This window comes from Flavobacterium frigidarium DSM 17623 (genome assembly GCF_000425505.1).
GTDB lineage: Bacteria > Bacteroidota > Bacteroidia > Flavobacteriales > Flavobacteriaceae > Flavobacterium > Flavobacterium frigidarium.
Window position 1 is genome coordinate 81,940 of sequence record NZ_KE384392.1, and the last position, 20,246, is coordinate 102,185.

The window sequence follows — 20,246 nt, forward strand, 5'->3', positions numbered from 1 at the left end:
TTTTTCGCTTTAACTATTTATTGAAAATCATTTTTTTTAAGATTTTTCTCTGAAAAGTAAATTAATTAAAGCTATATTTGAAAACCACGTAGAACAAAATTAATCCACAATAAATAGAGAGTACACTTTCTTTTTGTTGTGGATTTTTGTTTTGTGGTAGGAAATCTATTTAACTGCGAGTTTACCGTTAAATTGGAAAAAGGATTATACAATGTTATTAGAATTACATCATGAACTATTTTTTTACGGTAAGGTGGTGTTATCAAATAAAAATAGAGATATTTCTAACAAATATCTTGAACACATTTATTTTACATTATTAAACTTTCAAAATTTCTAACGTTAGAAAGCATCTAATAAGTAATCGTAAGTATAAGTACAGTTATGAATAAAGTAGAAATTATTGACAGATTAAATGAGATCACAAAATCATATTCTTTTATATATGTCTTATCACAAATTGTTATACGAGACTTCTGTGGACCCATTGAGGTACTATTTTCAAAGAATAATTCAGATCATCTTAATCACAAAGAGTTCGCATTTCTAATTGGATTATGGATTAAAAATGTGGATAGAACAATTTTATATGAGGATGATAAGCATGATGAAGTTTTTGAGGAAATTTATATTTTAATGAATAATCTGCATTTAACATTTTTTGATGAAATTGATTTTAATTTAGGAGCAGGTAGCAAATTACAGGACCAACTAGTAACTGGAAAAATGTTTCAAGAAACGATGTTTTATTCTGGAAGTGGAGCCTATGATATCCAATATAAAGAAACTGCCATTTACAAATATAAATATGATAGAGATTGGATATTTAAAAATAAAGGCTTTGAAGTAAGTTCATTCTCTAAATTTTATGATAATATTAAAAATAAACTTCAAGAAAAATTAAATTCAAGAAGTTTTAGAAAAAAAAATTTTGATAAGAACTATATAGTAGATATTTTTTCACTCAATGAAAAAGAAATTGTAAATAATAATTCTGATTTTAAATTTATTTTGAATGCACTTTCCATTGATATTAAATTATTAAATAACCGATCATTTAATAATTTAGGAGATTTTAATGTTTACAGCGAACGGCCCATAATTAAAATTGATAAAGATGTCTTTTATATTCCAAGCTGTTTTGCTGTATCAGAATCAATGTACGAAAGTCCATTCTACTGGATGCAAAGTGATCAAAAATATTTAAGCAAAGTACAATATAATAGAGGAAAAGTTGCTGAGGAATTAACCCGCAATATTTTAAAACCATTATTTGGTACAGATAATATTTATCACAATCTTCTAATTAATAAAACAAAGAATAATCAGATAGGGGAGATAGATATCCTAGCAATACAAGATACAAGAGGGATAATTTTTCAAATAAAATCCAAAAAGCTCACGGAACTATTAAAAAATGGTAATATTGAATCTATAAAAAACGATTTTGTTAAAGCTGTTGAAAACGCATATGATCAAGGTATTAATTGTAGAAAATATCTTGAAAATTATAAAGACTATAAATTTCCTCAAGAGAATGAAATATTTATAAATCGTATAAGTGGTATAACTGAATATAATATTGTCACTATCGTGTTGGATGATTACCCCGCAATTACGCATCAAGTGCATATTTTTCTCGGACACAAAGCATCTGAATTACCCGTAGCAATTAATATTTTTGACTTAGAAATACTTGCAAAATATCTACCTAAAGCAGAACTTTTTATAGATTATATTTCAAGAAGAACAAAGTACAGTAAATTTTACAAAGCTGAAAATGAAATTGCTTATTTAGGATTCCATCTAAGAAAAGGTTTAAATAATGCGGGCGGATATCATATAGCTTTAGATGAAAGCTGGGCACAATCTATAGATGTACAGTATTATAATGAGATGTATCAGAAAAAAACAGATAACCACAGTGCTAAGAAAATGCCAAGAAATGGACCATGTTATTGTAATAGCGGTTTAAAATATAAAAAATGTCATGGGAAAAATTAAAAGTATTTAATAGCAAATTATGCAAAACACGGTAATTCATTAAATTCAAATTTTCAAATAGAAAAAAACATTGTTAATTACGCTAATAACTGTTTGCAAATTTTTTCACAACATCAATCTTTTTATTAATAATTAAAAAATATCATGATTAACATTGAAAATATCGTTAGAGATAGCGTAAATAAGCTTTGGAGCGAATTCAGCAATGAGGAATTCTGTAAATACTCACCACACTCCATCGCAGAGGTTCCAGAAGAAGGGTTAATATTCATTGGACTTAATCCTTCTATGATTGAGAAGGTGCGTCTAAGATTAGTTGAAAAGAATGATATAAATTGTGAATTCCATAAGTTGAATAGTGATGTAGATAAAGAATATAGGTATTTCAAAAAGTTTTTTGAAGTTGGTGAAACGACTAATTTGAAATGGGGACATATCGATGTGCTATTTAATAGAGAAACAAATCAAGGAAGAGTAAAAAGTTTAATTAGCTCGGTACGTGGAAAACAATTTATTGAAAGACAATGCAAAATAACCCGTCAAGTTCTTGATGAATTGATTGATGAAAACAGACCCAGAATTTTTGTAGTTACAAATTCGTTTGCCAGAGAACTGTTGGGTACATTTAGGGCTGAAGAAGAAGAATCAAAAGCAAATGCGAGCTGGATTGGATTAGACTTCGTTTGGAATGAAAGTTTAGGTACTTATTTCTATAAAAACAATCCATTTTTCTTTAGTAGTATGTTGACTGGCCAAAGAGCATTAGATAATGGGTCTTTCAAAAGATTGGTTTGGCACATAAATCAAGTGAAAAAATCAGTCTGTCAATAAACAAGAATTAATACGTTACCTTTTTTTAGGATAATTAGATTTTAAATATGATGTATTTCTGTCTTTTAAACACTGGAAGAATATATCTCTGAAAGAAATAATAGCTTTCAACTATTAGAAAAAAGCAGTCCGAAAATTTCTATATAACCCACCAAAAAAAGCCCTTAAACAAATGCTGTTTAAGGGCTTTTCAAAATTAAAATTACCTAAATAATTCCGGTACAGAATTACTGTTTACTGCCATCCACCACCTAAGGCTCTGTACAATTGTATTACTGCTTTGTATTGCTGGAACTTGTTGTCAACCAAACTTAATTTGGCATTCAAAGCGTCATTTTTAGACGTCAATACCTCTAAATAGTTTGCTAAACCGTAAGTCAATAACTCATCAGAGAAGTCAGCTGCTTTTGTCAAAGCGTCTGCTTGTTTTTGACGAATAGAGAATTTATAGGTTTCGTTATTGTATTGTGCTAAAGCGTCTGATACTTCTTTACCCGCAGTCAAAAGCGATTGCTCAAATTGCAAATACGCTTTCTCTTGATTTGCTTGCGCCACTTCGTATCTCGTTCTTACTTGACGTTGATTAAAAATAGGTTGTGTTAAACCTGTGATTACGCTTGCAAAAATTGAGTTGGCACTAAACCATTCTTTCAACTGAATACTTTGCAATCCACCTGTAGCGGTAATTTTTAAACTTGGATAAAAACCACTTTTGGCAACATTTGTCATTTCGAAATTATTGATCAAGTTATACTCTGCAGCAATTACATCGGGACGGTTGCGCAATAAATTTGCAGGAACACCTAAGGTAATTTCCGGTAGTGCATTTTGAGCATCAAAAGTAGAACGCTCAATTTTAGTTGAAGGCTCTCCTAATAACGTACTCATCATATTCTCTAGAATGATCACATTATTTTTTAAATCTGCAATGATCAATTCAGTCGCATATTTTTGCGCTTCGGTTTGTTTTACACCAACTTCGGTAACATTTCCAGCTTGTTTTAAAGCTAGAATGGTTTCTACACTTTCGTTACGGTTAATCAAACTCTCCTCAGCTACTTTTATTTGCGCATCGACAGATAATAGTTGGAAATAAGTAGAAGCTATATTAGCGATAAGCTGTGTTTTGATGGCTTGATTCACTGCAGTAGTTTGAAAGTAAGCCGCATTTGTAGCACGCTTATTACTTCTAATTTTACCCCAGATATCAGCTTCCCAAGAGAGCGAACCGTAAATTTGGTATTGATCAACATCTAAGTCTCTCAAGAATGTACCAGATTGACTGTTTTTAGAAATTTTATTGTGCGTCCAATCAGTAGAGGCAGAGAGCGACGGAAAATAACCTGCTTCACCTTGCTTCATTGTTGCTTGAGCCGCTGCAATATTTTGCATTGCGATACGAACATCTAGATTATTCTGTAATCCTTTTGTAATGTATCCTTGCAATAAAGGATCTGTAAACATTTTATCCCAAGAAACGTTTGCTAATGAAGTAGAGTCAGACGACACTACTTCATTGCGGTATAAATTTTCAGTTTTTAATTCGGGACGTTGGTAATCTTTAGCAACAAAACACGATTGTAACAGTGTTGCTGTAACTCCTAGGAGTGCGATTCTATATACTTTATTTTTCATTTTTATCTTCTAAAAGTGGAACATCTGAATCTTGATTTGCTACCGGAATTGGTTTCGAACTAATTCTCTCTTGCAAACCTTGGAAAACGATAAACAATACAGGAATAACAAAAACTCCTAAAAGTGTTCCTATTAACATTCCTCCAATAGCTCCCGTTCCAATTGATTTGTTTCCTACTGCTCCAGCTCCTTGTGCTAACATTAATGGCAATAAACCAAAGATGAAGGCAAATGACGTCATTAAAATAGGACGTAATCTCGATACAGCACCTTGAACGGCAGCTTGTGCGATTGACATTCCTTTTTTCCTCGCATCAACGGAGAATTCGACAATCAAAATGGCATTCTTGGCCAGCAATCCAATCAACATTATCAGTGTAATCTGGAGGTAGATATTGTTACTCACATTAAATAAGTAAGCAAAGATATAGGCACCAGCAAGACCAATAGGTAACGAAATTAATACTGCAAACGGCAACATATAACTTTCATATTGAGCAGCAAGTAAGAAGTACACAAATACTAAACAAAGAATGAAAATGTACAATGTTTGACCACCTGCGCTAATTTCTTCACGAGTTAAACCAGAGAATTCATAACCATAACCAAGAGGCAAACTTTGAGCAGCCACTTCTTCAACAGCTTTAATTGCGTCTCCTGTACTAAATCCGTCGTTTGGCGCACCCGTAACTTTCACCGAAGTAAATAAGTTGAAACGCTCAATGGCTTGAGGTCCAAACACTTTTACTAGCGTAACATACTGTGAAATAGGAGCCATTTGCCCGTCTTTATTTCGAACAAGAATTTTGTTTAAAGATTCAGGATTAGTTCTAAACTCTGGTTCTGATTGATAAACCACTCGATATTGCTTACCAAACTTGTTAAAGTTAGAAGCATAAACTCCTCCATAATACCCTTGCATTGTTCCCAATACATCAGTGACAGTTAAGCCAGATCTTTTAATCGCAGCTACATTTAAGTCAATACGATATTGTGGGTAATTAGGTGAGAACGACGTCGCCGCATATTTAATTTCTGGACGGCCATTTAAAGCAGCCAGGAATTTATTGTTAACATCACTCAACTCTTGAATTGATCCCCCTTTTTGATCTTGTAATTGAAATTCGAAACCATTAGCAAAACCAAAACCAACTAGGGTAGGTCTAGCAAAGAAAAGCACCTTGGCATTTTTCACAGCAGCTGATCTCTTGAACAGTTCACCTACAACCATCGAAATTTCTTGATTGGCATCTTTACGTTCGTCCCAAGTTTTCAATTTTACAATTACCATTCCGTAGTTACTACCTGTTCCACTGATCAAACTACGACCAGAAATACGCAAGATTTCTTTAATCTCAGGAATGTCTTTTACTTTGTTTTCGATCTCTAACAACACTTTTTCAGTATTTTCTAGAGACGTTCCCGGAGGAAGCGAAACATCAGATATAATTGCTCCAGTATCCTCTCCTGGTACAAACGCCTTAGGAGTAATGTTCAATAGTAAAACAAATATTCCAGCAAAAACAGCAATACCTACAAAGGCCAACCATTTACGTTTGATAAAGAATTCAACTGATTTTTTATATTTTCTAGTCGTCGTGTCAAAACCTACGTTAAACGCAGTATAAAAACGGTCTAAAAATCCTGTTTTCTTGGCGTTATCATGAGGTTTTAAGAAAATAGCACACAAGGCAGGAGATAAAGTCAAGGCATTAATAGCCGACAATACAATGGCAACGGCAAGCGTTAAACCAAACTGTTTGTAGAAAACTCCAGCCGATCCACTAATAAACGAAACCGGAATAAATACCGCCGACATTACTAATGTTATTGAAATAATGGCACTACTAATATCGCCCATCGCACTGTGAGCTGCTTTTTTAGGATCGTGTTCACCAGCTTCCATTTTTGCATGGACGGCTTCAACAACCACAATCGCATCATCGACCACAATACCCACGGCTAATACCAAGGCAAATAACGTCAACAAGTTAATGGTAAACCCAAAGACACTCAAGAAAAAGAAAGTTCCTAAAATTGCCACTGGTACTGATATCGCTGGAATCAACGTAGATCTCCAATCTTGCAAGAAAATAAAGACTACAATAAACACTAATAAAAAGGCTTCGATAAGGGTGTGGATTACTTTTGTAATCGACTCGTTAAGGAAGTCATTTGCATTAATCAAGGTAGTATATTTAACTCCCTTAGGAAAGTTGACTTCTGATTTATCTAGTACAGCAAGGGAGTTATCAATAACCTCTTGTGCATTTGATCCAGCCGTTTGTGCAATGGCAATCGCCACAGATTGGTTTCCGTTAGTTAAGGTATTACTAGCGTAGTTTACCGCTCCTAATTCAACTCTCGCAACATCTCCTAATTTCAAAATCTCGCCGTTTGGCGTAGAACGTACTACAATTTCTTCAAATTCTTTTACTTCTTGTAAACGTCCTTTGTATTTTAAAGTATATTGAAAAGATTGGTTGCTGTTTTCTCCTAATGATCCTGGAGCAGCTTCAATATTTTGCTCTGCTAATAAAGTGGTAATATCTGAAGGAATTAATCCGTAAGCACCCATCACATCAGGTTTAAGCCAAATACGCATCGAGTAATCTTTTTGACCAAAAATAACCGCTTCTCCTACACCAGCAACCCTCTTAATTTTTGGAAGGATATTAATGTTGGCATAATTTTGAAGAAAAGTCATATCATAATCTGGATTTTCACTGTATAATGAGAAAATCAAGATATTATCGCTCTGTCTTTTTGAAGTCGTTACCCCAGCCTTTGTCACCTCTTGCGGTAATAAAGGAGTGGCACGCGATACTCTATTTTGAACGTTTACTGCAGCTAAATCGGCATTTGTACCTAATTTAAAGTAAATGTTGATAGCAGCAGAACCATCATTGTTTGATGTTGAAGTCATGTACGTCATGTCTTCTACACCATTGATTTGCTCCTCAAGAGGAATTACTACAGAGCTCATTACAACCTCGGCACTTGCTCCTTGGTAATTTGCTGTAACTGTTACGGTAGGCGGCGCTATTTCTGGGTACTGCGATACTGGAAGAGATACTAATCCAATAGCTCCTAGTATTAGGATGATGATCGAAATCACCGTTGACAATACCGGTCTGTCGATAAATTTTTGAAACATATTTAATTATTTATAGGATAGATTGAATTGTCAATTATTTTTTTGTAGGATCAATTGTAGCTTGATAATCTACTACATCTGGTTTTATTTGAGTTCCTTCTGCAACGATACCTACCCCTTCGATAAGCATTTTATCGTTTGGATTAAGTCCGCTATCTACCACATAGAAACGACCACCTGGAATAGGACGCACTTCGATAGGCACCGCTTTTACCTTATTATCTTTGTCAACAATCAATGCGATTCTCTTGTCTTGCATTTCTAAAGTGGCACTCTGTGGAATGATAATTACATCTTGTAAGTCAGTAGGGATTTGTAAAACACCACTTCCACCAGAACGTAATAATTTATTAGCATTAGGGAAACTTGCTCTCACATTAAACGATCCCGTTTGTGAATTGGCTTGACCACTAAAAGTTTCAATTTTCCCTTTTTGCTCATACAATTGGCCGTTACTTAATACTAAATTTACAGCTGGCATGTTGTTAACTTTATCTTGAAAAGATTTTCCTTTTGCATTCATCATTATGTCTAACTGCTGCTTTTCATTGATAGAAAAATAGGCAAATACAGTACTAATATCAGAGATACGCGTTAATGGTTCTGCTGTTTGACTACTAACATAACTTCCTAAACGCAAGGGTAGACTACCTACAATTCCATTTACCGGACTTTTTATTGTTGCATAGTTTATACGTGCAATAATACCTTGATAGGTACTTTTTACTCCAGCTAAATTAGCTTTTGCCGTTTCAAGTTGCACGTCGCTTATAATGTTGCGATCCACAAGTGGTTTTAATCTGTTTACTTCAACTTGTGCAGCGGTAATGTTTGCTTTTGCAGCAGCGGCTTCTTGTGTTGCAGTTTGTGTTTCAAGTTTAAACAATATTTGACCTTTTCTTACTTCTTGTCCTTCTTGAACATAAATTTTCTCGATATAGCCATCTACTTTTGCTCTAATATCTATATCAGTAATTCCTTCTAAACTAGCAGGATATTCTGCTAATAAAGTAGTACTAGATTTTCCTATTTCAACTACTTTGTAGGGCATTACAGGAGGGGCAGCTGGTTCTGCAGCTTCTTTTTTGCAGGATAGCAAACTTATAGATAGTAGCACTGCGCTAATGAAGTATCTCTTTTTCATTTGGGATAATTTACTTAGTTATTTAATTTTTTATTTGTTGCTTAATATCATTTTGAATTTCGATCTTTCTAAATTCAGAAATAGTGTGTTGAAATGTTTGTTCGATTTGCTCAATATGATTCTTGTACGAAACGATATTGTTTAAATTAGCGATCTCCTCTGCACATGATGCCGTTTTAACTCGATATTCATGCATTCGATTAATTATCTTGCCTTCAGCTTCAATCATTTTTAAGTAATTGTTTAAACGATCACTCAATCGCGCTGATCTATAATATTTTTTTCGGTCCCCCGATAAAGTAAAATAGAATACCTTTTCCATACTTAATAGCAATTTCAAATTGGTAGAAATAGAACTTTTACTTGCAGATAGTTTTTCGACTAGTGCTTCAAAGGTCAAACCTGATTTGCAACCATCTACAATTAAAACGCCCATTATTCTTGCTGCTAGTGGCGGAACATGGTATAATGACTCAAAATGCATCCCGAACATTTCAATAAGCTCTTCTCTCTCCTTGGCTGTATTTTCCATGTTTTTTTTTGCAAAGTTACAATTGGTTCGTAAAACACCGAACTAGTCGAACTTAATGTTATGTTAAATTTTAAACAGTTGTTTAATTCGAAAAAAAGGACAGTTCAAAACATTTATTTAGCAGAAAAAAGTGCGTTAAAAAACACTTTTACAAGTAAAATCTAATTTCCCTATATTTGTTCACCTAAAATGATACTAGAGTGGCTCAAATAAATAAACTTAAAATATTCAATGATCCTATTTACGGATTTATCAGTATTCCTAATGCGCTAATTTACGACCTGATACAGCATCCTTATTTTCAGCGTTTAAGGAGAATTTCACAAATGGGACTTTCATATCTTGTCTATCCTGGTGCAAATCATACTCGCTTTCATCATGCGTTAGGATGCATGCATTTGATGCAAAAAGCAGTTGATGTTTTACGTTTTAAAGGCATTACTATTTCTGACGAAGAGGAAAATGCATTATACATTGCAATTTTATTACATGATATAGGACACGGACCTTTCTCTCACGCTATGGAGCGCAGCATTGTTGAAGATGTGCATCATGAGGAGATTTCGTTACTATTTATGAACGAACTTAACGTGAAATTCAATGGGCAACTGGATCTTGCAATACAGGTTTTTAAAGGAGATTACCACAGGTTGTTTATGCTACAGTTAATTTCGAGTCAGTTAGATATGGATCGAATGGACTACTTAAAGCGCGATAGTTTTTACTCTGGTGTTGCAGAAGGAAATGTGAATTCTGAACGCCTGATTCAAATGATGAATGTCGAAAATGATGTTCTTGTTATCGAGGAAAAAGGGATTTACTCTGTAGAAGAATTTTTAATGTCTCGTCGATTAATGTATTGGCAGGCTTACTTGCACAAAACAAGTTTAGTGGCCGAATTAATCTTGACAAAAATATTAAAACGTGCTAAGGAACTAACATTAAAAGGAACTGTTTTACCTTGCAGTGATGCTTTGCAATTTTTTTTACAACACAAAATCACATTGGAAGCATTTGATACAACTAATTTAGATTTGTTCTCAAGACTAGATGATTTTGATATTATTAGTGCATTGAAGGCATGGCAATACAATCCTGATTTTATATTATCATCTTTAAGTAAAATGATTATTAACCGTGATTTATTAAAAATTAAACTGACAAGCGAAAAGGTACCTAGTGAAGATTTACAGCCTTTAAAAGAGCGTTTTGCAGCCGAAAATAAGATTAGTTTACACGATACTGATTATTTTATTTTTAAAGGAAAGATAAAAAACCAAGCCTACAGTAAGGAGGCAGAACCTATACGAATTTTAAAGAAAGACCGTACTGTGGAGGATGTAATTGAATCATCAGATCAGCTGAATTTAAAATCATTATCAAAAGCGGTAACCAAATATTATATTTGTTTCCCAAAACAACTTGTATAAATCAAGATTTAAAATCTATTTTTTTATATTTTTGTGCGAATCAAAAGTTAATCATTTTTTTATGTGTTTAGAGAACTGCGCTCATCACGCATCTTATACTATTAAAAATACAATCAAATAAGATGAAATTTACAGCAGAACAAATAGCGGGTATTTTAGAAGGAGAAATCATTGGTAATCCAAAAGCTGAGGTGCACGAGTTGGCAAAGATCGAAGAAGGTAAAGAAGGTTCATTAACTTTTCTTTCTAATCCTAAATACAACAATTTTATTTACACTACAAAAGCTACTATAACCATAGTAAACAAGGCTTTTATTCCTGAAGGAGATATTGCTACTACTTTAATAAAGGTGGAAGATGCTTATATGTCATTCTCTAAATTGCTGGAATTTTATGATCAGGCAAAAGGAGTTAAGATGGGAATTGAGCAACCTTCTGTGATTTCAGAAGATGCAAAATACGGTACTAATTTATATTTTGGAAGTTTTAGTTACATTGGTTCTAGAGTGACTCTAGGAGATGATGTTAAAATTTATCCGAATTGTTTTATAGGAGATGACGTTAAAATTGGAAATAATGTCACTATTTTTGCGGGTGCAAAAATATATTCTGATACTATAATAGGGAACAACTGTACGATTCATTCTGGTGCAATAATAGGCGCAGACGGATTTGGTTTTGCTCCCGTAGCTGATGGAAGTTATAAAAAGATACCTCAAATTGGGAATGTGATCATCGAAGATAATGTAGACATTGGGTCTTGCACTACGATAGATAGAGCAACCATGGGATCAACGATTATAAGAAGAGGAGTAAAACTTGACAATCAAATTCAAGTAGCACATAATGTAGAGATAGGAGAAAATACTGTGATTGCAGCGCAAACAGGTATTGCTGGTTCTACTAAAATAGGTAAGAACGGAATGATAGGTGGCCAAGTAGGTATTGTGGGCCATTTAACAATAGGAGATAATGTTCGTATACAAGCTCAGGCTGGTGTAGGTAAGAACATCAAAGATAATGAAATATTACAAGGAAGTCCGTCGTTTGGATATAGCGACTACAGTAAGTCGTATGTTCATTTCAAGAACTTGCCAAAACTTGTGAATGAATTAGAAGAGTTAAAAAAACAAATATTAAATCAAAAAAAAGCAAACAATGGTTAAACAGAAGACCATCAAGACCGAAATCTCACTAACTGGTGTTGGACTCCATACTGGTAAAGAAGTTAAGATGACTTTTAAACCAGCTCCTATTAATAATGGTTTTACATTTGTTAGAGTTGATTTAGAAGGACAGCCAGTGGTAGAAGCTGATGCTAACTATGTGGTAAACACACAAAGAGGAACTAATTTAGAGAAATTAGGTGTTAAAATTCAAACTCCTGAGCATGTATTAGCAGCTTTAGTAGGTTGCGATTTAGATAATGTTATCATAGAATTAAATGCTTCTGAGCTTCCTATTATGGATGGTTCATCTAAATATTTTGTTGAAGCGCTTGAAAATGCGGGAATCGAAGAACAAAATGGTAAACGTAACGTTTACGTGGTTAAAGAAGTGATCTCGTATACAGATGAAGCTTCTGGAAGCGAAATCTTAATCATGCCTAGCGATACCTACTCTGTAACTACAATGGTTGATTTTGGTACTAAAATTTTAGGTACTCAAAATGCTAATTTAAAGCACATCGATGATTTTAAGCAGGAGATCTCTAATTCTAGAACATTTAGCTTTTTGCATGAATTAGAAGCTTTATTAGATAACGGCTTGATTAAAGGTGGTGACTTAAATAATGCTATTGTTTATGTTGACAAAGAAATCTCTGAAACGACAATGCAAAACTTAAAAGTTGCATTTGGTAAGGAAGATATCAATGTAAAACCTAACGGAATTTTAGACAACCTTACTTTGCATTACCCTAATGAAGCAGCAAGACACAAACTGCTTGATGTTGTAGGTGATTTAGCTTTGATAGGAACAAAAATTCAAGGTAAAATTATCGCTAATAAGCCAGGTCACTTTGTGAACACACAGTTTGCTAAAAAGATGGCTAAAATTATAAAAATTGAGCAGCGCAATTATGTTCCGGTTTATGACCTGAACTTAGAGCCGTTAATGGATATTCATAAGATTATGGCGGTATTGCCTCACAGACCACCATTTCTGTTGATTGATAGAATTATCGAAATGTCTGAGACGCATGTTGTGGGTATGAAAAATGTAACAATGAATGAGAATTTCTTTGTTGGACATTTTCCTGAAGCACCTGTAATGCCTGGAGTTCTTATTGTTGAAGCCATGGCTCAAACGGGAGGGATTTTAGTTTTAAGTACTGTACCAGATCCTGAGAATTATTTAACTTATTTCATGAAAATTGATAATGTAAAATTCAAGCATAAAGTATTGCCTGGGGATACATTGATATTTAAATGTGATTTGATTACTCCTATTAGAAGAGGTATCTGTCACATGCAAGCAAATGCTTATGCTAATGGTAAATTAGTTGCAGAGGCTGAATTAATGGCACAAATAGCCAAAAAACAATAAAATAGGATTATAATGAAGTGAGCGGTATCTTTCGCTGACTTTTTATAATTAATGCAAACATAAAAAAAAGCAGATGAATCAACCATTAGCATATGTTCATCCTGGCGCAAAAATCGCCAAAAATGTAGTTATTGAACCTTTTACGACTATTCACAACAATGTGGTAATAGGAGATGGAACTTGGATAGGATCGAATGTCACCATTATGGAAGGTGCCCGAATTGGAAAGAATTGTAATATTTTTCCAGGAGCAGTAATATCTGCAGTACCGCAAGATTTAAAATTTGGTGGTGAAGAGTCTTTAGCAATTATTGGAGACAACTGCACCATTAGAGAGTGTGTTACTATTAATAGAGGAACAATTGCATCAGGTCAAACATTAATTGGAAACAATTGTTTAATCATGGCTGCTGCACACATTGCACACGACTGTCACGTAGGACACAATGCAATAATTGTTAACGGTGTGCTATTAGGTGGTCACGTAACAATAGGGAATCACGCTGTAATTGGAGGATTGGCAGCAATTCATCAATTCATAAGTGTAGGAGATCATGCTATGGTTTCTGGAGGATCTCTAGTTAGAAAAGATGTTCCACCATTTACAAAAGCTGCAAAAGAGCCTTTGTCATATGTAGGAATTAATTCTGTGGGACTTAGAAGAAGAGGGTTTACATCTGAAAAGATTAAAGAAATTCAGGAGATTTACAGAATTTTATACCAAAAAAATTATAACGTTACACAAGCACTAGGAATTATCGAAGCTGAGATGGAAGCAACTCCAGAAAGAGATGAAATCATCGACTTTATTAGAAATTCTTCTCGAGGTGTAATGAAAGGATATACGGGGAATTATTAATTAATTTCTAGGAAATCGTGCAAGCTTTTAGCATTGCAAAAACAATAAAAACGAATATAAATTGCTACAAACAAAACCAGTAGCTAAAATAAAAAATAATGGCATCAACATCAGATATTAAAAACGGATTGTGTATTAAGTACAATAACGATATTTACAAAATTATTGAATTTTTACACGTGAAGCCTGGAAAAGGACCTGCATTTGTTAGAACTAAATTAAGAAGTTTAAGTAATGGAAAAGTTTTAGATAACACTTTTTCTGCTGGTCATAAAATTGAAGAGGTTCGTGTTGAAAATCATAAATTTCAGTTTTTATATCCTGAAGGTGATGAATTCCATTTCATGAATACAGAATCTTTCGAACAAATTTCTTTAAACAAGAACATCCTTGATTCACCAGATTTATTAAAAGAAGGAGAAAGTGTGATGGTAAGTATTAATACAGAGACTGATTTACCTTTATCTGTAGATATGCCAGCTTCAGTAATCTTAGAAGTGACTTACGCTGAACCAGGAGTAAAAGGAAATACAGCAACTAATGCTACCAAATCTGCTACTGTAGAAACTGGTGCTCAAATTAACGTTCCTTTGTTTATTAACGAAGGTGACAAAATCAAGATTGATACGACTTCAGGAAATTACATGGAGCGTGTTAAAGAGTAATTGATTATTATATGAAATTTTCAAATGCCTATTCTTTAAAAGATATCGCCAACATAATCAATTGTGAATATGTGGGCGATGCTCTTTTTTCTATCACTGGAATGAACGAAATTCACGTGGTTGAAAAAGGAGATATTGTCTTTGTAGATCATCCCAAGTATTACGATAAAGCATTAAACTCTGCAGCATCTGTTATTTTAATTAATAAGGTGGTGGACTGTCCTGAGGGAAAAGCGCTGCTTATCTCTGAAGATCCTTTTAGAGATTTTAATACCTTAACCAAGCATTTCAAACCTTTTGAAAAAGCCCATGCTGCTATAGCGCAGACGGCTCAAATAGGGGAGGGTACAATAATACAGCCTAATGTGTTTATTGGTAACAATGTGTCCATTGGTAAAAATTGTTTGATTCATCCTAATGTAGCTATCTACGACCATACTATTATAGGGGACAATGTTATCATCCATGCTGGTACTGTTTTAGGAGCTGATGCTTTTTATTATAAAAAACGTGCTGAAGGATTTGATCAATTAGTTTCTGTAGGACGTGTCATTATTAAGGACAATGTAGGTATTGGAGCGCTCTGTACGATTGACAAAGGAGTTACAGGAGATACGACTATTGGCGAAGGTACAAAAATTGATAATCAAGTACATGTTGGTCACGACACTGTCATAGGTAAAAAATGTTTGATTGCTTCACAAACGGGTATTGCTGGTTGTGTGGTAATAGAAGATGAAGTAACTATTTGGGGTCAAGTAGGAACTACTAGTGGCATCACTATAGGTGAAAAAGCGGTGATTCTAGGGCAAACAGGAGTTACTAAATCAGTAGAAGGCGGTAAAACGTATTTTGGAACTCCAATTGAAGAGTCGAGAGAAAAGTTGAAACAATTGGCCAACATTAAGAGAATACCAGAAATTCTAACGAAATTAAAATAATATGTCTTCAAAAGAAATTATTCAAAGTTTTTATAAGTCTGATGCCTTAATCGATAGTGCAGTCATGAAAGAATTTCTACATCCAGAAATTATTCTTGAATGGAATAGTAGTAAGGGTTTTGTGCAACTTGATTTTCAAGGAATACTAGATATTTCAGCTGAATTAGGGAAAGCTTATGTGCGCTCAAAAGTGCGTGTGAGTCATATTGTAACAGAAGAGGAAACCGTGTCAGTGCGCTATTCTCACTTCGTAAAAACGATTGAAAATCCAAGAGAAGAAATGCTTTTAGCACATTTTATGGCAATTTGGCAACTTAAAGACGGAAAATTATACCGAGGGTACCAAATGAGTCAATTATCTTAATTTATTTTGATAATAAATGCGCTCAAAATAATTTCAAAACCTTACTTTTGCAACACAATTTTTAAAAATCACATAAAATATATATCATGAGTGTTTTAGTTAATAAAGATTCCAAAATAATTGTTCAAGGATTTACAGGAAGTGAAGGAACTTTCCATGCTTCTCAAATGATTGAGTACGGAACTAACGTTGTTGGTGGTGTAACTCCAGGAAAAGGGGGGACTACTCACTTAGATCGTCCTGTTTTTAACACCGTAAAAGACGCTGTAGACCAAGCTGGTGCTGATACAACTATTATTTTTGTACCACCTGCTTTTGCTGCTGATGCAATCATGGAAGCTGCTGATGCAGGTATCAAAGTGATCATCGCGATTACTGAAGGTATTCCAGTTGCTGATATGATCAAAGCTAACGCTTACGTTAAAGAAAGAAACGCAAGATTAATTGGACCTAACTGTCCTGGTATCATTACTCCAGGTGAAGCTAAAGTTGGTATTATGCCAGGTTTTGTATTCAAAAAAGGAACAGTAGGTATTGTATCTAAATCAGGTACTTTAACATATGAGGCTGCTGATCAAGTAGTAAAACAAGGATTAGGAATCACTACTGCAATTGGTATTGGCGGAGACCCAATTATTGGAACTACAACTAAAGAAGCTGTTGAATTGTTAATGAATGATCCAGAAACAGAATGTATCGTTATGATAGGTGAAATTGGTGGTCAACTGGAAGCTGATGCTGCTAAGTGGATTAGAGCTGATGGTAACCGTAAACCAGTTGTAGGTTTCATCGCGGGAGTTACTGCTCCAGCTGGACGTACAATGGGACATGCAGGTGCAATTGTAGGTGGTGCTGATGATACAGCTGAAGCTAAAAAACAAATTATGAGAGACAACGGAATTCACGTTGTTGATTCACCAGCTGAAATTGGTAAAAAAGTAAAAGAAGTTTTAGGATAGTCACTATCTTCAAATAAAAATAAATTTAGCCTCACATTTGTGGGGCTTTTTTATTATTATACAAAATTAAAGAAATACCTTTGCACCGTATTTAAAATAGTTAAAACTTTATTTTGTGATAGTTTGAATGAAATACAATTTTATAAATAAGTGCTTTTAACCTTAATAGCTAATTCTTATTTATAAAGAGAAATTAGATAATAAATAATAAAGTATGTATAAAGAATTAGAGAAATTTAAAAGTAGCAATCAATTTTCAATTACTGTAGACGAGAGTTTAGAAGAAAAATGCAATGCTTCTGACGGAAGTGGCGTGTTTTTAGTTTATGACGTAGCTGATAAAAAAGAATTAATCATGGTAGGTTCTACAGGAACTGTACAAAATGATGGTACTTTAAAAATCAAAAATGGTGGTCTTTTCGAAAAAATCGTGAACGGTCATCAATTTGCTAAAACAGGAAGAAAATATTCTTGGCCAGCACAAATGAAAATCGAAAACATCACTACTCTAGAAGTAGTATGGTATGAGACTTTCACAGAAGAAGTAAAAGGAATCCCTACAGCAGTAGAAGGACAAGTTTTACAAAATTTCTTAGATGAAAACGGAAGATTACCAAGATGGAATGTTGCTTTTTAAGCAGTTACATTAACGGTATATAATACATTAAAAAAGCATTACTTAGGTAATGCTTTTTTTTTGGTAAAATTTTAATTTACATTTTGTTTATTTTAAAAAAATATAATTACTTTTGCATCCGTTATCACGAATCTCTAAATGAGATAGCAACCTGCAACAACGAGCAAGGTGCTAAAACGATAAGCCAAATCCTTTGGAAAAAATGTTGTTTTACATTCCCATTTTTTAGCTTTGTTTTTCTTGATAATTTTAAATTTTTAAAATATATCTATGACTTCATTTTCAAAAAATACCGGGAATCCTTTTGCTTTGATTCCGTTATTAGTGTTTATTTTTACTTTTTTAGGTGCAGGAATTGTACTTGACGATTTTTATGCTTTTCCATCACCAGTAGCAGTGTTTGTAGGAATAATTGCTGCTTTCTTACTTTATAAAACCTCTACTGATGATAAAGTGGCTACTTTAATTGCAGGTTGTGGAGAAAGTAAGATTATGACCATGTGTATAATTTATTTATTAGCAGGAGCTTTTGCTGTGGTGAGTAAAGCAATGGGTGGCGTAGATGCTGTTGTTAGTTTAGGGATCAATACCATTGATGTCGCTTACTTTCCGTTGGGGATTTTTTTAATAGCAGCTTTTTTATCTACTGCAACAGGAACTTCAGTAGGAGCAATTGTAGCAATAGGGCCAATTGCAGTTTCACTAGCGGATAAAAGTGGTGCTTCATTGCCGCTAATTTCTGGTGCTTTACTTGGTGGATCTATGTTAGGGGACAACCTTTCGATGATTTCTGATACTACAATTGCTGCAACGCAATCATTAGGTTGTGAATTAAAGGATAAATTCAAAATTAATTTATTTATTGCTTTCCCTGCTGCAATTGTTACCGTATTGATTTTCTTTTATCTTGGTCTTAATTCTGAAATTGTTACCGTTGATATCGCTAAGACTGACTTCTCATGGATTGCTATTGTACCTTATTTATTGGTAATCATATTAGCTTTAATAGGGGTAAATGTTTTTTCGACCTTAGTAATAGGAACAATATTAGCTGGAATTATAGGTTACATTGGTGGTTCTTTTACTTTCATGGAGTTCACTCAAAAAATTTATGAGGGTTTCACGGGAATGACGGAGATATTTTTACTTTCTATGTTAACCGGTGGACTGGCTGCTATGGTTGATAAAGCTGGAGGAATAACGTATTTATTAGTCCAAATCAAAAAGCGTATTAAAAGCCAAAAATCGGCACAAGCAGGAATAGGAGCTCTTGTGGGTTTTGCCAATTTAGCTATTGCTAATAATACGGTTTCCATCGTGATAACAGGTCCTATCGCAAAGGAAATTAATGATGAATATCAATTAAGTCCAAAGAAAACTGCAGCTATCCTAGATATTTTTTCTTGTATTATACAAGGTATTTTGCCTTATGGAGCTCAGGTTTTATTGATTTTGAGTTTTGCAGCAGGAAAATTAGATTTCTTTGATTTAATTAGCAATGCATGGTACCATTTATTTTTGCTGATCTTTACAATGGTCGCTATTTACAGCTCGTTTTGGGATCGTATAGTGAATCGTGTTTTTAAGATTCAGTAGATTAGTGATATTTTTTCTAATTGGTAATGAAATTTTTTTTAAAAAAGGAAATAGTATATATTTGACAAGTCTTTTTTAGCTTTCGCAACAGCGTTATTTCTATGTTTCAAATTTAGAAAAAGGAATAAAGTTGGCTTTCGAATCTTGCTTAGCAGGAATAGCTTTAAATAAAAAATAAACTAATTTTTTAATATGAAATTACTAGAAGGAAAAGTTGCTATCATTACAGGAGCAAGTCGCGGAATTGGAAAAGGAATAGCAGAAGTTTTTGCTAAACATGGCGCAAACGTTGCATTTACTTACAGTTCATCTGTTGAATCTGCCTTGGCACTAGAGGGAGAACTTACAGCAATGGGAATCAAAGCAAAAGGATACCAGTCTAATGCTGCTGATTTTAATGAAGCACAAACAATGGTAGACGCAGTGATTGCTGAGTTTGGTACAGTAGATATTTTAATTAATAATGCTGGAATTACAAAGGACAATTTGCTTATGCGTATGTCTGAAGAAGATTTTGACAAAGTAATCGACGTAAATTTAAAGTCGGTTTTTAATATGACTAAGGCAATTCAAAGAACGTTCTTGAAAAAACGTGCTGGATCGATTATCAACATGAGTAGTGTTGTAGGTGTTAAAGGAAACGCTGGTCAAACTAACTATGCGGCTTCTAAGGCTGGAGTTATTGGTTTTACCAAATCAGTTGCTCTTGAACTAGGTTCTCGTAATATTCGTTGTAATGCAATTGCTCCAGGTTTTATCGAAACTGAAATGACAGCAAAATTAAATGATGATGTTGTTCAAGGATGGAGAGATGGAATTCCTTTAAAACGTGGTGGTACAACTGAAGATGTTGCTAACGCTTGTTTGTTTCTAGCTTCAGATATGAGCGCATACATTACTGGTCAAGTATTAAACGTTGATGGTGGAATGTTAACTTAGAAACTA

The 20,246-nt window shown here is 33.9% G+C and carries 17 protein-coding genes and 1 riboswitch; of the genes, 13 read left to right on the forward strand and 4 right to left on the reverse strand.

The annotated features are described in order from the left end of the window. Positions 1-384 precede the first annotated feature (384 nt). Together H603_RS0113105 and H603_RS0113110 are read left to right on the forward strand one after the other, a co-directional pair. A complete protein-coding gene (locus tag H603_RS0113105) occupies positions 385-2,004 on the forward strand; it encodes a YecA family protein (RefSeq protein WP_026709034.1) in 1,620 nt (539 codons plus the stop codon). Between the two features lie 144 nt (positions 2,005-2,148). After that, a complete protein-coding gene (locus H603_RS0113110) occupies positions 2,149-2,835 on the forward strand; it encodes a hypothetical protein (protein WP_026709035.1) in 687 nt (228 codons plus the stop codon). Between the two features lie 234 nt (positions 2,836-3,069). On the opposite strand, the gene H603_RS0113115 is transcribed toward H603_RS0113110, so the two are convergent. The 4 genes from H603_RS0113115 to H603_RS0113130 are packed head-to-tail and all read right to left on the reverse strand — an operon-like array spanning position 3,070 to position 9,303. Continuing rightward, complete coding sequence (locus H603_RS0113115) at positions 3,070-4,470, reverse strand: efflux transporter outer membrane subunit (RefSeq protein WP_026709036.1); 1,401 nt, start codon at positions 4,468-4,470, stop codon at positions 3,070-3,072. Then, on the reverse strand, positions 4,460-7,627 hold the full coding sequence (locus H603_RS0113120) for an efflux RND transporter permease subunit (protein ID WP_026709037.1): 3,168 nt from the start codon (positions 7,625-7,627) through the stop codon (positions 4,460-4,462). The genes H603_RS0113115 and H603_RS0113120 overlap by 11 nt, the downstream gene beginning before the upstream one ends. Positions 7,628-7,661: 34 nt before the next feature. Then, entirely contained in the window at positions 7,662-8,771 is a 1,110-nt protein-coding gene (locus tag H603_RS0113125; RefSeq protein ID WP_026709038.1) for an efflux RND transporter periplasmic adaptor subunit, read from the reverse strand. A gap of 22 nt (positions 8,772-8,793) precedes the next feature. After that, positions 8,794-9,303: a GbsR/MarR family transcriptional regulator gene (locus tag H603_RS0113130; RefSeq protein ID WP_026709039.1), complete on the reverse strand. Its 510-nt coding sequence runs from the start codon at positions 9,301-9,303 to the stop codon at positions 8,794-8,796. A gap of 200 nt (positions 9,304-9,503) precedes the next feature. On the opposite strand from H603_RS0113130, the gene H603_RS0113135 reads away from it, so the two are divergent. The 11 genes from H603_RS0113135 to fabG all read left to right on the forward strand — a co-directional run bounded on the left by H603_RS0113135 (position 9,504) and on the right by fabG (position 20,240). Beyond that, on the forward strand, positions 9,504-10,733 hold the full coding sequence (locus tag H603_RS0113135; protein ID WP_026709040.1) for an HD domain-containing protein: 1,230 nt from the start codon (positions 9,504-9,506) through the stop codon (positions 10,731-10,733). Positions 10,734-10,855: 122 nt separating this feature from the next. Then, positions 10,856-11,899, forward strand: a complete 1,044-nt coding sequence (gene lpxD / locus H603_RS0113140) for a UDP-3-O-(3-hydroxymyristoyl)glucosamine N-acyltransferase (protein ID WP_026709041.1) — start codon at positions 10,856-10,858, stop codon at positions 11,897-11,899. Further along, a complete protein-coding gene (locus H603_RS0113145) occupies positions 11,892-13,280 on the forward strand; it encodes a bifunctional UDP-3-O-[3-hydroxymyristoyl] N-acetylglucosamine deacetylase/3-hydroxyacyl-ACP dehydratase (protein ID WP_026709042.1) in 1,389 nt (462 codons plus the stop codon). The genes lpxD and H603_RS0113145 overlap by 8 nt, the downstream gene beginning before the upstream one ends. A 73-nt stretch (positions 13,281-13,353) precedes the next feature. Beyond that, the gene (lpxA, locus tag H603_RS0113150) at positions 13,354-14,139 is read left to right on the forward strand and encodes an acyl-ACP--UDP-N-acetylglucosamine O-acyltransferase (RefSeq protein WP_026709043.1); all 786 of its coding nucleotides are present in this window, start codon (positions 13,354-13,356) and stop codon (positions 14,137-14,139) included. 98 nt (positions 14,140-14,237) lie between these two features. Next, positions 14,238-14,804, forward strand: coding sequence for an elongation factor P (gene efp / locus H603_RS0113155; protein WP_026709044.1), 567 nt, complete (start codon positions 14,238-14,240; stop codon positions 14,802-14,804). A gap of 11 nt (positions 14,805-14,815) precedes the next feature. Then, entirely contained in the window at positions 14,816-15,745 is a 930-nt protein-coding gene (locus H603_RS0113160) for a UDP-3-O-(3-hydroxymyristoyl)glucosamine N-acyltransferase (protein ID WP_026709045.1), read from the forward strand. Between the two features lies 1 nt (position 15,746). Beyond that, on the forward strand, positions 15,747-16,109 hold the full coding sequence (locus H603_RS0113165; protein ID WP_026709046.1) for a nuclear transport factor 2-like protein: 363 nt from the start codon (positions 15,747-15,749) through the stop codon (positions 16,107-16,109). Positions 16,110-16,195: 86 nt separating this feature from the next. Beyond that, on the forward strand, positions 16,196-17,068 hold the full coding sequence (gene sucD, locus H603_RS0113170) for a succinate--CoA ligase subunit alpha (protein ID WP_026709047.1): 873 nt from the start codon (positions 16,196-16,198) through the stop codon (positions 17,066-17,068). 214 nt (positions 17,069-17,282) lie between these two features. Further along, on the forward strand, positions 17,283-17,705 hold the full coding sequence (locus tag H603_RS0113175) for a hypothetical protein (protein ID WP_026709048.1): 423 nt from the start codon (positions 17,283-17,285) through the stop codon (positions 17,703-17,705). 116 nt (positions 17,706-17,821) lie between these two features. Continuing rightward, a riboswitch (SAM-I-IV-variant riboswitch) is annotated at positions 17,822-17,918 on the forward strand. Positions 17,919-17,975: 57 nt separating this feature from the next. Further along, positions 17,976-19,301: a Na+/H+ antiporter NhaC family protein gene (locus H603_RS0113180; protein WP_035676077.1), complete on the forward strand. Its 1,326-nt coding sequence runs from the start codon at positions 17,976-17,978 to the stop codon at positions 19,299-19,301. Between the two features lie 192 nt (positions 19,302-19,493). Continuing rightward, on the forward strand, positions 19,494-20,240 hold the full coding sequence (fabG, locus tag H603_RS0113185) for a 3-oxoacyl-[acyl-carrier-protein] reductase (RefSeq protein ID WP_026709050.1): 747 nt from the start codon (positions 19,494-19,496) through the stop codon (positions 20,238-20,240). Positions 20,241-20,246: the final 6 nt, after the last annotated feature.